Genomic DNA, 12,459 nt, shown 5'->3' on the forward strand with positions numbered 1-12,459 from the left:
ATCGGAGCGCGCATGACAGCAATGCGAGCAACCGGCAATAGCAAGCCCCACGAAGTCCCCGCGTCCTGACCGTGACACATTCCCAAACACTCGCCGACCGCATCGAAGATTTACTGCCGCAGACGCAGTGCACGAAGTGCAGCTATCCGGACTGCCGCGCTTACGCCGAAGCAATCGCGGACGGCAAAGCGAACTACAACCAGTGCCCGCCAGGCGGCGCCGAAGGCGTCGCGCGGCTTGCCGCATTGCTCGGCAAGCCGGTGATCCCCATCAATCCCGAGAACGGCGTCGAGCGCCCGCGCCCTGTCGCATTCATCGACGAGAACCTGTGCATCGGCTGCACGCTGTGCATGCAGGCGTGTCCCGTCGATGCCATCGTCGGGGCGCCGAAGCAGATGCACACGATGGTCGCCGAACTGTGCACGGGCTGCGACCTGTGCGTGCCGCCCTGTCCCGTCGATTGCATCGCGATGATTCCCGTCACGGGCGACAAGACGGGCTGGGACGCGTGGACGCAGCAACAGGCCGACGCGGCGCGCGCGCGCCACGACCGTCGCCAGGCGCGCGTCGTCGCCGAACGCAATGCAGCCGAAGCGCGCGCTGCGGCACGACGCGCGTCGAGTGCAGCGGCTGCCACCGAATCGCCAGCGCCTACCGTTGGCTCGCGGCCAACAGAAGCGCCGGCTACGTCGACGGCAGCCGCGGCCACGCCAACACCCGCAAGCGCTCCCGCCGACAACGCCGAAGCGAAAAAACGCGCGATCATCCAGGCCGCGCTCGAACGCGCGCGCAAGAAGAAGGAAGAAAACGCAGCGCAAGGCCTGGGGCCGCAGAACACGACGAACGTGAGCGCCGAAACGCAGGCGCAGATCGATGAAGCTGAAGCGCGTCGTCGGCGGCTTGGCATCGTGCGGGACGATGCCGAACCAGCGCCCAACCCAGACAACGATCAACCTGAAAAGCCCTGACCTCGCCGAATGAATGCGAACAAACGACGCGCGATCTACGAGACGCTTCAGAGCCTGAATCCGCATCCGACGACGGAGCTCGAATACTCGACGCCGTTCGAGTTGCTGATTGCCGTGATGTTGTCCGCGCAAGCAACGGACGTATCGGTGAACAAGGCGATGCGCCGGATGTTTCCCGTTGCCAACACGCCGCAGAAGGTGCTCGACCTGGGCGAGGAAGGCGTCGCCGATTACATCAAGGCGATCGGCCTCTATCGCACGAAAGCGAAGAACGTGATCGCGACGTGCCGCATCCTGCTCGAGCAGTTCGGCGGCGAAGTGCCGGAGGATCGCGAAGCGCTGGAGAGCCTGCCGGGCGTCGGCCGCAAAACGGCGAACGTCATTCTGAATACGGCGTTCGGTCATGCGACGATCGCCGTCGATACGCACATCTTTCGGGTTGCCAATCGAACGGGGCTTGCGCCCGGCAAGGACGTGCGCGCCGTCGAACTCGCGCTGGAAAAGTTCACGCCAGCGGAGTTCAGCCACGACGCGCATCATTGGCTGATCCTGCATGGGCGTTATGTGTGCAAGGCGCGCCGGCCGGAGTGCTGGCATTGCGTGATCGAGCCGCTGTGCGAGTTCAAGCAGAAGACGCCGCCGCCCGATCTTTAGGCGTTCGCTTTCGCACCCCTCTCGTATCCGCAGCGGGCGTATTTCGCCGCAACCGCGCACGGCCCTGCTCGCCGAGCCGCCCGTCAGCGGGCCGCACGGTCGCGGCGTAAAATGAGCGCTCGCGCGCGTAGCCCGTCGTCGACGGGCTGCAATGCGCGCCGCGCCGCATTCGGCTCCACTCGCACTTACCGCCCGAAGTCCATCGATGTTCAATCCCAGCCGCGACGAAGTCCGCCGTTTTTTCACCGACACCTGGCGCAAGCAGCGCGCGGGTGAAATCCTGACGCCGCTCGAAGCCATCGCCGCCGACTGGATGGTCGAGCACCCCGAATATCACGCCGAGCTCGCCGACCCCGACGCCGCATCGGCTCAGGACTATTCGCCCGAGCGCGGACAGACCAATCCGTTCCTGCATCTGTCGATGCATCTCGCCATCAGCGAGCAGCTGTCGATCGATCAGCCGCCCGGCATCCGCGCCGCGCACGACCGCCTCGCCGCCCGCCTCGGCTCGACGCACGACGCGCAGCACGCGATCATGGAATGTCTCGGCGAAACGATCTGGGAAGCGCAGCGCACGAACACGCCGCCCGATACGGACGCCTATCTGCAGCGCATCGAGCGCCGCGCGTCGCGCGATTAAGCGCCTGAGGCGCACGCGCCGCGTCGGTCGCATCGGTTGCATCGGTCGCGTCCGACGTCAGTCGCACCAAAGCAAACACCCCGCGCATGCGGGGTGTTTGTCGTGAGCCGTCAGCGGATAGCGTGCGGGTTACTTCTTCTGCACGAGATCGCCATTCAGCGATTCGATGTAGGCCGCGAGGTCTTTCATGTCGCCCTGCGAGAGGCTTTGCACCTGCGCCTGCATGATCGCGTTGTTGCGGCCGAGATGCGGATTGCCGGTGCCCATCTGATACTGGCGCAGCGCCCAGTAGATGTAGTCGGCATGCTGGCCCGCGAGCTTCGGATATTCGGGGCTCACCGGCTTGTTCAGATTCGGGCCGTGGCAGGCGGCGCAGTTGTGGCTCTCCGCGAGCACCTTGCCGTTGCCGGCATCCGCCGCGTGCGCCGCATTCGAAGCGACGACGAAACCGGCCAGCGCGAGCGTCGCGCAAGCCGTCTTGACCACCGTATGAAGTGCGTGTGGGTGCTTCTTCATGAATTCTCCTGTGTCGACGGGGGCGCTTTGGCGCTTGCTTCCGTCCGATGCAATCTGATTGCGACCCGCGAACCGGACGACCAGTAAGCCGCCTTGGTCGGGACGATGATCACTTGTCGGGATTGTTCTTCGAAGAGGAAGTCTGCGACGCGTAGTACGCGGCGATGTCGGCGATGTCCTGATCGGACAGCGACGTCGCGACGGCGTGCATCGTTTCGAAATGGCGATCGCCCTTCTTGTACTCGTGCAGCGCGTTTTCGAGGTAGGTCTGATTCTGGCCGCCCAGCATCGGCACCCGGTACACCTCGGGGTACGCCGTACGATAGTCAGGAATACCGTGACAGCCGATACACATCGCGACCTTGCCCTGGCCCGCCTTGGCATTGCCGACGATATCCGCTGCCTGCACAGTTGACGCTAAGCCCGCGAGCACCGACATCGCTGCGATCACGACATGTTTGCCGACGAATTTGTTCATAGCTCTTCTAACCTGGCTTGAGGGGAAACGGGCGCCCGTAAAGGCAACGGCCTGCACCGTTTTACTTGTCGGGTTGCCACGCAGGCCAAAAAAATCGGCCCAATTGTACCGCGACGCCGCGCCGGGCGTCCACCTGACGGGAGCCCGCGCCCTTTGCCGCGAAAGCGCCGCAGCGAGCGGCGCGCAGCGCGCGCGTCAGGCGCCTAGCGCATTCGACCCATGCCGGGGCGCGTCACATTGCCGCAGGCTGAATGGACGACCCACGCAGGCTGCACGACGGGTCCACCCGCCAATCCACGCGTGCCCCGACCACACATCTGCCGCTTTTTCGGGCACTATGCCGAACCGCGCATGACCCCGTGCACGGCACCTTCCGCGGCATCGCCCGAGCGTCCGGGCACGCGCCCTGCGCACCGTGCGACGCGGCTGACACCATACTGGAGCGCGATTCAGCACAACAGGGCTTCTGACTTATACTGGAATTTTTCCCGAACGGGCGTCCAGTCATGCGTTTCGAAGGCTCATCGCAATACGTCGCCACCGACGATCTCAAGCTCGCGGTCAATGCCGCGATGACGCTCAAGCGGCCGCTGCTCATCAAGGGCGAGCCGGGCACGGGCAAGACCATGCTCGCGGAGGAAGTCGCGGCGGCCCTTGGCATGCCGCTTCTGCAGTGGCATATCAAGTCCACGACGAAGGCGCAACAGGGCCTGTACGAATACGACGCCGTCTCGCGTCTGCGCGATTCGCAGCTCGGCGACGAGCGCGTGAAGGACATCCGCAACTACATCGTCAAGGGCGTGCTGTGGCAGGCGTTCGACTCGGACCAGCAGGCGGTGTTGCTGATCGACGAAATCGACAAGGCCGACATCGAGTTTCCGAACGACCTGCTGCGCGAGCTCGACCGCATGGAGTTCTACGTGTACGAGACGCGCGAACTGGTGAAGGCGAAGCACCGGCCGCTCGTCATCATCACGTCGAACAACGAGAAGGAGTTGCCTGACGCGTTTCTGCGCCGCTGTTTCTTCCACTACATCAAGTTCCCCGATCCCGCGACGATGCAGCAGATCGTCGAAGTCCACTATCCCGGCATCAAGCAGGATCTGCTGCGCGCCGCGATGGAAAGCTTCTTCGAGCTGCGCAACGTGTCGGGCCTCAAAAAGAAGCCGTCGACGTCCGAACTGCTCGACTGGCTGAAGCTGCTGCTTGCCGAAGACATTCCGCCCGAAGCGCTGCGCTCGAAGGACCAGAAGCAGATCGTGCCGCCGCTGCACGGAGCGCTGCTGAAGAACGAGCAGGACGTGAGCCTCTTCGAGCGGCTCGTGTTCATGAACCGCAACAATCGCTGATTGACCGCTGGTAAAAGGCATTCACGTGGAAAGCCCGGAGACGACAGCATGCTGATCGACTTTTTCTACACGCTGCGCGCCGCGAAGCTGCCCGTCTCCGTGAAGGAATACCTGACGCTGCTCGAAGCGCTGAAGGAAAGCGTGATCGAGCCGTCGCTGGACGAGTTCTACTACCTCGCGCGCATGACGCTCGTGAAGGACGAGCAGTATTTCGACAAGTTCGATCAGGCGTTCGGCGCGTATTTCAACGGCGTCGCGCAGAAGTCGGATCTCGCGTTCGACGTCCCTCTGGACTGGCTGAAGAAGAAGCTGCAACGCGACCTGAGCGCGGAAGAAAAAGCGCAGATCGAAAAGATGGGCGGCCTCGACAAGCTGATGGAGCGCCTGAAAGAACTGTTCGACGAACAGAAAGGCCGTCACGAAGGCGGCAGCAAATGGATCGGCACGGGCGGCACGTCGCCGTTCGGCAACGGCGGCTACAACCCGGAGGGCATTCGCATCGGCGGCGACTCGTCGGGCAACCGGACGGCCGTCAAGGTGTGGGACCAGCGTGCGTATCGCGATTACGACGACCAGGTCGAGATCGGCACGCGCAACATCAAGGTCGCGCTGCGCCGGCTGCGACGCTTCGCGCGCGAAGGCGCCGCCGAAGAGCTCGACTTGCCCGACACGATCCGCAGCACGGCCGCTAACGCCGGCTGGCTCGATCTGAAGATGGTCCCCGAGCGGCACAACAACGTGAAGGTGCTGATGCTGCTCGACGTCGGCGGATCGATGGACGATCACATCAAGCGCACGGAAGAACTGTTTTCGGCGGCGAAGGCCGAGTTCAAGCACCTCGAGTTCTACTACTTCCACAACTGCGTCTACGATTTCCTGTGGAAGAACAACCGCCGCCGGCACGTCGAGCGGCTCGCGACGTGGGATATGCTGCACAAGTTCACGCCCGACTACAAACTGATCTTCGTCGGCGACGCGACGATGAGTCCGTACGAAGTGCTGCAGCCGGGCGGCTCGGTCGAGTACAACAACGCCGAAGCGGGCGCCGTGTGGCTGCGCCGGATCGCCGATCATTTCCCGCATCACGCGTGGCTCAACCCGGAGCCCGAAGGCTTGTGGGAGTATCGGCAGTCGGTTTCGGTGATCCGCGAAGTGCTCGGCCACCGGATGTATCCGCTCACGCTCGCCGGGCTCGAAACCGCGATGCGCGTGCTGAGCAAGTAAACGCCACCGGTCTTCGACGTCCGAACGCGGGCGACGATAGCGGACGCAGCGCGCCCGCTCGCGCTTCGTCGCGCGCCGCGCGGCAACGGCGCCGCAACAACGTATCGCCCCTTAATGCACCGCCCATCAAAGCACCACCCATAACGCACGATAAGAGACACGCAGGATGACCACCCCTTCCTCCCCCGATTTCTCCACGGCCACGCGCGCGCCGCTCAGTCCATTCACCGACACGTCGCTGTCCGCGCTCGTCGCCGGCTTCGTCGCGATGATGACGGGCTACACCAGTTCGCTCGTGCTGATGTTCCAGGCAGGCCGCGCCGCGCATCTGACGGATGCGCAGATTTCGTCGTGGATCTGGGCGCTGTCGATGGGCATGGCGCTGTGCACGATCGGACTGTCGCTGCGCTTTCGCGCGCCCATCGTCATTGCATGGTCGACGCCGGGCGCGGCGCTGCTCGTTTCGTCGCTGCCGCATGTCGCGTATCCCGAAGCGATAGGCGCATTCATCGTCTGTGCACTGCTGCTGACGGTCGTGGGCCTCACGGGCTGGTTCGATACGCTGATGAGAAAGATTCCGGCGGGCATCGCGGCGGCCCTGCTCGCGGGCATCCTGTTCGAGATCGGCATCGAGATTTTTCGCGCCGCGCAATTCCAGACGGCGCTCGTGCTCGCGATGTTCTTCACCTACCTCGTGATCAAGCGTTTCGCGCCGCGCTATGCGATTCCCGCGACGCTGGTGGTCGGCACGGCCGTTGCAGGCGCGCTGGGTCTGCTCGACTTCAGCGCTTTCCGCGTGGCGTTCGCCGTGCCCGTGCTGACCGTGCCCGCGTTCTCGCTGTCGGCGATCGTCAGCGTCGGCATTCCGCTCTTCGTCGTGGCGATGGCTTCGCAGAACGTGCCCGGCATCGCCGTGCTGCGCGCCGATGGCTACCAGACGCCGTCCGCGCCGCTGATCGCGACGACGGGCATCGCGTCGCTGCTGCTCGCGCCGTTCGGCTCGCACGGCGTGAATCTCGCCGCGATCACAGCCGCGATCTGCACGGGCCGCGAGGCGCACGAAGACCGCTCGAAGCGCTATATGGCGGCCGTCTGGTGCGGGATGTTCTATCTGATCGCGGGCATCTTCGGCGCGACGATCGCCGCCCTCTTCGGCTCGCTGCCGAAAGCGCTCGTGGTGTCGGTCGCGGCGCTCGCGCTGTTCGGCTCGATCATGAGCGGGCTCACGAACGCGATGCACGACGCACGGCAGCGTGAAGCCGCGCTCGTCACGTTCATGGTGACGGCCTCGGGACTCACGCTGCTGTCGATCGGCTCGGCGTTCTGGGGGCTCGTCGCGGGCCTGGTCACGCAATTCGTGCTGAACGCGCGGCGCGCATGACCGCGCGTCCAATGCGCGAAACGCGAACGACCACGCGGCGCTGCGGACAGCCAGACCCAAAGGCGGAAAGCGCCTGGCGCCCTGGCGCGAACGGACAGAGGCGCGTACCTGTCAAACCAGCATCACCCAATCCGCCATAGAATAGAAGTATCGGGCGGCGTTCCACGGTAACATTTCCGGCTTGCGGCGTGGACACTGCCGGTGACGCGCATGCGTGGCCGTTTGCTTGCTGGCGGCGGCCTCGCGCGGCGTCATCATTTCCCTGGACCATGGCGCGCGTGCGCCCCGAAGCGAAGGCTCGACATGACTACTGCACTCGATCAACTCAAGCAATACACCAAGGTCGTCGCGGATACCGGCGACTTCCAGCAACTCGCGCAATACAAGCCGCAGGACGCGACGACGAACCCGTCGCTGGTCCTGAAGGCCGTGCAGAAGGACGAATACAAGCCGCTGCTCGAAAAGACGGTGCGCGACCACGCGTCGAAGCCCGTCAGCGCAATCATCGACAACCTGTTGATCGCCTTCGGCACCGAAATCCTGAAGATAGTTCCGGGCCGCGTATCGACGGAAGTCGACGCACGCCTGTCGTTCGACACGAAAGCGTCGATCGACAAGGCGCATGAACTCATCAAGATGTACGAAGCGCATGGCATCGGCCGCGAGCGCGTGCTGATCAAGCTCGCGTCGACGTGGGAAGGCATCCGCGCGGCCGAGGTGCTGCAGAAGGAAGGCGTCAAGTGCAACATGACGCTGCTGTTCTCGCTGCCGCAAGCCGTCGCGTGTGCGGAAGCGGGCGCGCAACTGATCTCGCCGTTCGTCGGCCGCATCTACGACTGGTACAAGAAGAGCGCCGGCAGCAACTGGGACGAAGCGCGCGACGGCGGCGCGAACGATCCGGGCGTGCAGTCGGTGCGCCGCATCTATGCGTACTACAAGAAGTTCGGCTACCCGACGGAAGTGATGGGCGCGAGCTTCCGCACGACGAGCCAGATCACCGAACTGGCGGGCTGCGATCTGCTGACGATCAGCCCGGATCTGCTGCAAAAGCTGCACGACAGCACCGACAAGGTCGAGCGCAAGCTGTCGCCGGATGCGAGCAAGAACGCCGAGATCGCGCGCGTGCCGACGGACGAGCCGTCGTTCCGCTTCCTCGTCAACGAAGACGCGATGGCGACCGAAAAGCTGTCGGAAGGCATCCGTGTGTTCGCAGCGGACGCGATCAAGCTCGAAAAGGTGATCGACGCGCTGCGCTGATCGGCGTCGCATCCTTTCACGGCGCAACAGTGGCGCGCGCGGCCCGCAAGGCCGCGCGCGTTTTTTTGTGCGCGTTTTTTATACGCTTTTTTGCGCCTGCTTTCTTGCGAGTTCTTCGCGCGCCGTCGGCCCGCCGCGCGCATTGCTTCGGTCAACACAGTTTCACATTCGACGCTCTCGCGACGACTACAATCGTTGACACGAATGCGTCGCTGCGCGTTCGCATGGAACGACACGTCAATTGAGTGGAGACATCGATGCAAATCCAACCCTATCTGTTTTTCAATGGCCGCTGTGAAGAAGCGCTGAAGTTCTACGGTGAGAAGCTCGGCGCGCAGGTGGTGTTCCAGATGCGCTTCAAGGATGCGCCGCCGAGCCCTGAGCAGCCGATCCGTCCGGGCACCGAAGAAAAAATCATGCATTCGACGTTCAGGATCGGTTCGACGGAACTGATGGCGTCGGATGGCAATTGCGACGGAACGCCCGTTACACACTCGGGCTACAGCCTGTCGATCACCGTCGACGACCCGTCGCAAGGCGAAAAAACGTTCAAGGCGATTTCGGAAGGCGGCAACGTCGTGATGCCGTGGCAGGCAACGTTCTGGAGCAGCGGCTTCGGCATGGCCATCGACAGGTTCGGCGTGATGTGGATGGTCACGAACCCGCACGAAGGGGACAAGCACCCGAGCTGATCCCAACGCCGAATATCGGATCGGCAAGCGGATCAGCGCGCAGCGTGCTCGCGATCTCCGCCTTCGATATTCCAGTTCGCTTCGGCAGCAGCCAGCAACGCGCGCATGCGCTCGACCTGTTCCGCAAAGCGCTGCGCAAGCCAGTACGGCCCCTGCAACTCAGGGGCCATTTCTTTGTGCAAATCCTGCGCGCCCAACGGCCCATCTGCGCTTCGTGCCGTCGCGTCGGCAGCCGGGCAAGCCAGTGTGTCCGCTGAAACCCCCTTCGGCATCCCGAACTGCGTCGCGCCCGCGAAGCGCAACGCACGCGCGCTCGCAAGCAGCGTCATGCGCACCGCGTTCGCCTCCTCGCCGCACTCGTGCGCAAACGCTTCGCGTATTTCCGCGTGCGCGAGCGTACCCGTCGACAGCATTTCCAGCGCGCTCAGCATCGAGCGATGCAGACGCTGGATGTCGTCGAGCCGCGCAATGGGAAAGTCGATTTCCTTCGCCACCGACGGCATCAGCGAGCGCAGTTGCACGAGCCGCTTGCCCATGCGGATGAACGCGGCCACCTGCTCGTCGCTGCCGATGGACACGCCCGTCATCATTCGCGCGTAGAGGCGCGCGCACTCGCGCAGATTGTCGGCGAGCAGATATCGCCACGAATAGGTTGCGTGCAGCGGCAGCGCGAACGAAAACGCGAGCGCGATCACGATGCCGATCAGCACGTTCAGCGTTCGCCACAGGCCCGTATCGATCATGTTGTCGCCGTGGCCCGCGACGATGCACATCGTGATCGCCGTCAGCAGCGCGACGTAGCCAGCCGTGCCGATCGCGAACCACGCGCAGACGGCAGCAATCGCCGACATCAGCACATACGTGAGCGGCAGCGAGTCGAACAGGTTCTGTTGCAGGATCAGCGCAAGCCCGAGCGCCGCGCCGAGCAGCGTGCCCGCCGCGCGCTCCGCCGCCTTCTTGCGGATATTGCCGTGATGCTGCAGCCCGCCTATCACCACCAGCAGCGTCACCGACGACCAGATGCCATGCGGAATGTCGATGCCCGTCGTCGCGAGAATCGACACGAGCATCGCGAGACCGACGCGCAGGCTATGAAAGAACTTCGCGTGCCGATAGCGGTAGTACGGCGACGTGATCGCGCGCGCGATCCGTCCGATGCGCGTGCGGCGCGGCGCGAGGCGCGCGGTGGCGGCGTCGTGCGAGACGGGCGGCTTGTCGCTGCGCTTACGTGACGGATTCGAATGCGGGTCGGCTAATGCCATCGGTTATCTCACGTTGGATCGAAGCCATCGGATGAGCATAAACGATGTGAGCGTCATCGGCAGGAGACCGCTGGAGACCGCTGGAGACCGCCGGAGACCGCCAGGCCGCACCGTGCCGACAAAAAAGCCCGCAGCGTGGCTGCGGGCTTCGTGTGATGCGGAACGCGCAAACGGCGCGATCAGCTTTCGAGCGGGTGGTCCAGATAATCTTCCGGACTCGTGCGGTCTTCCGCGTGCTTCATGCCCGCTGCGCGCACGGCGAAGCTGACGACGATCGACACGACGAGGTTGACGATCAGCGACCAGACGGCCGCGTAACCCGGAATTGCCAGACCGCCGATGTGGATCGTATAGATCGAACCCGCGAGTTTCAGCGAGATCGCCATCCATGTGCCGACGGCAATGCCCGCCGCCCAGCCGAGCAGCAGGCCGCGATAGTCGAGCACACGCGTATAGAGGCCGAGCACGATTGCGGGCAGCGTCTGGATGATCCAGATGCCGCCGAGCAGTTGCAACTGGATCGCATACGTGAGCGGCAGGCCGAGAATGAACGCCACGGCGCCCACCTTTACGATCAGCGACACCAGCTTCGCGATGTTCGTTTCCTGCTCGTGCGTCATGTTGCGGTTGACGAACTCCTTGTGGATGTTGCGCGTGTACAGGTTCGCCGCTGCAATCGACATGATCGCGGCGGGCACCAGCGCGCCGATGCCGATCGCCGCGAACGCGACGCCGACGAACCACGACGGGAAGAAGTGCAGGAACAGCGCCGGCACCGCGAAGTTCGGGCCGAAGGCCTTGAAGTACGGCGCGAACTCCGGCATGTCCTTCACGCCCGCGGCAAGTGCCATGAAGCCGAGCAGCGCGAGCAGGCCGAGCACCAGCGAGTACGCGGGCAGCATCGCCATGTTGCGGCGGATCGTATTGCCGGACGACGACGACAGAATCGCCGTCACCGAGTGCGGATACAGGAACAGCGCGAGCGCCGATCCCACGGCCAGTGTCGCGTACGCGCTATAGCCGTTCAGGCTCGACACGTCGGGGGCCTTGAGCAGCAGCTTGGCCGGCGGCACAGCACTGAAGATGTGGCCGAAGCCGCCCAATTGCGGCGGAATCACGATGATCGCGGCAGCGATCGTGATGTAGATCAGCACGTCCTTGACGACGGCGATCATCGCCGGCGCGCGCAGGCCCGACGTATACGTGTAGGCCGCGAGGATCGCGAACGCGATGATCAGCGGCAGATCGCCGACGAAGCCCGTCGTGTCGAAGCCGAGCGCGCCGATCACCACTTCGATGCCGACCAGTTGCAGCGCGATGTACGGCATCGTCGCGACGATGCCCGTCACGGCAATGGCGAGCGCGAGCATGCGGCTGCCGTAGCGCGCGCTGACGAAGTCGGCGGACGTCACGTAGCCCTGGCGCTTGGCGATGCTCCACAGCTTCGGGAACACGACGAACGCGAACGGATAGATCAGGATCGTATAAGGCAGCGCGAAGAAGCCCGTCGCGCCCGCGCCGAACACGAGCGCCGGCACGGCGACGAAGGTGTACGCCGTATAGAGGTCGCCGCCCAGCAGGAACCATGTGACAACCGTGCCGAAGCGCCGGCCACCGAGGCCCCACTCTTCCAGGTGCGCGAGATCGCCGCGCCGCCAGTGGGCCGCGACGAAGCCGAGAATCGTGACGCCGATGAAGAACAGCACGAAGACGAAGGTTGCGATTGCATTCATCGTGCGCCTCCCTTCGAGCGGGTCTTCGTCTTGAAGTACACCAGCGCGGTGATCACGGCGCTGATCAGCACCCACAGCAGCTGATACCAGTAGAAGAACGGGAAGTCGAACAGTTGCGGTTCGACCTTGTTGTATGACGGCACCCAGATCATCGCGATCCAGGGCAGCAGCAACAGCCAGAGCCAGTGCTTGCTGGCCTTGTTGGCGGCGGCGTCGTGAGCCATGACGTCTCCTCTTTCCTTTTATTGAATTGTGGCCCGTGTTTGGCGGGCGGATGGACCCGGCTGTGGATAACAGCTCAGGCT

At 64.0% G+C, this 12,459-nt stretch carries 13 protein-coding genes; 8 read left to right on the top strand and 5 right to left on the bottom strand.

The annotated features are described in order from the left end of the window. Window positions 1-71 precede the first annotated feature (71 nt). The 3 genes from rsxB to AABE10_RS27640 all read left to right on the top strand — a co-directional run bounded on the left by rsxB (window position 72) and on the right by AABE10_RS27640 (window position 2,262). On the top strand, window positions 72-968 hold the full coding sequence (rsxB, locus tag AABE10_RS27630) for an electron transport complex subunit RsxB (protein WP_342936389.1): 897 nt from the start codon (window positions 72-74) through the stop codon (window positions 966-968). A 9-nt stretch (window positions 969-977) separates the two neighbouring features. Next, window positions 978-1,622 (top strand): endonuclease III, encoded by a 645-nt coding sequence (nth, locus tag AABE10_RS27635; protein ID WP_342936390.1) that lies wholly within the window; start codon window positions 978-980, stop codon window positions 1,620-1,622. Between the two features lie 205 nt (window positions 1,623-1,827). Continuing rightward, complete coding sequence (locus AABE10_RS27640) at window positions 1,828-2,262, top strand: DUF1841 family protein (RefSeq protein WP_428983397.1); 435 nt, start codon at window positions 1,828-1,830, stop codon at window positions 2,260-2,262. Between the two features lie 129 nt (window positions 2,263-2,391). On the opposite strand, the gene AABE10_RS27645 is transcribed toward AABE10_RS27640, so the two are convergent. Both AABE10_RS27645 and AABE10_RS27650 read right to left on the bottom strand, forming a co-directional pair. After that, window positions 2,392-2,778 carry a c-type cytochrome gene (locus tag AABE10_RS27645; protein ID WP_342936392.1) on the bottom strand — a complete coding sequence of 129 codons (387 nt, stop codon included), beginning with the start codon at window positions 2,776-2,778 and terminating at the stop codon, window positions 2,392-2,394. A gap of 109 nt (window positions 2,779-2,887) precedes the next feature. Continuing rightward, window positions 2,888-3,256, bottom strand: coding sequence for a cytochrome c (locus tag AABE10_RS27650; protein ID WP_342936393.1), 369 nt, complete (start codon window positions 3,254-3,256; stop codon window positions 2,888-2,890). Window positions 3,257-3,762: 506 nt separating this feature from the next. Between AABE10_RS27650 and AABE10_RS27655 the strand changes: the two genes are divergently transcribed. From AABE10_RS27655 to AABE10_RS27675, 5 genes are all read left to right on the top strand, one after another. Continuing rightward, complete coding sequence (locus AABE10_RS27655) at window positions 3,763-4,605, top strand: MoxR family ATPase (RefSeq protein ID WP_342936394.1); 843 nt, start codon at window positions 3,763-3,765, stop codon at window positions 4,603-4,605. 48 nt (window positions 4,606-4,653) lie between these two features. Beyond that, a complete protein-coding gene (locus AABE10_RS27660) occupies window positions 4,654-5,829 on the top strand; it encodes a VWA domain-containing protein (protein ID WP_342936395.1) in 1,176 nt (391 codons plus the stop codon). Window positions 5,830-5,995: 166 nt separating this feature from the next. Further along, window positions 5,996-7,210 (top strand): benzoate/H(+) symporter BenE family transporter, encoded by a 1,215-nt coding sequence (locus tag AABE10_RS27665; protein WP_342936396.1) that lies wholly within the window; start codon window positions 5,996-5,998, stop codon window positions 7,208-7,210. 303 nt (window positions 7,211-7,513) lie between these two features. Beyond that, window positions 7,514-8,467, top strand: a complete 954-nt coding sequence (tal, locus tag AABE10_RS27670; protein ID WP_342936397.1) for a transaldolase — start codon at window positions 7,514-7,516, stop codon at window positions 8,465-8,467. 257 nt (window positions 8,468-8,724) lie between these two features. Beyond that, window positions 8,725-9,159 (top strand): VOC family protein, encoded by a 435-nt coding sequence (locus AABE10_RS27675; protein ID WP_342936398.1) that lies wholly within the window; start codon window positions 8,725-8,727, stop codon window positions 9,157-9,159. Window positions 9,160-9,191: 32 nt separating this feature from the next. On the opposite strand, the gene AABE10_RS27680 is transcribed toward AABE10_RS27675, so the two are convergent. The 3 genes from AABE10_RS27680 to AABE10_RS27690 form a co-directional block, all read right to left on the bottom strand. Beyond that, the gene (locus AABE10_RS27680; protein ID WP_342936399.1) at window positions 9,192-10,421 is read right to left on the bottom strand and encodes an FUSC family protein; all 1,230 of its coding nucleotides are present in this window, start codon (window positions 10,419-10,421) and stop codon (window positions 9,192-9,194) included. Between the two features lie 179 nt (window positions 10,422-10,600). Continuing rightward, window positions 10,601-12,154, bottom strand: a complete 1,554-nt coding sequence (gene mctP / locus AABE10_RS27685) for a monocarboxylate uptake permease MctP (protein ID WP_342936400.1) — start codon at window positions 12,152-12,154, stop codon at window positions 10,601-10,603. Continuing rightward, a complete protein-coding gene (locus tag AABE10_RS27690; RefSeq protein WP_087734490.1) occupies window positions 12,151-12,378 on the bottom strand; it encodes a DUF3311 domain-containing protein in 228 nt (75 codons plus the stop codon). Before AABE10_RS27690 ends, mctP begins: the two co-directional genes overlap by 4 nt. Window positions 12,379-12,459: the final 81 nt, after the last annotated feature.

The organism is Paraburkholderia diazotrophica, assembly GCF_038900755.1.
In the GTDB taxonomy this organism is placed as follows: domain Bacteria; phylum Pseudomonadota; class Gammaproteobacteria; order Burkholderiales; family Burkholderiaceae; genus Paraburkholderia; species Paraburkholderia diazotrophica_A.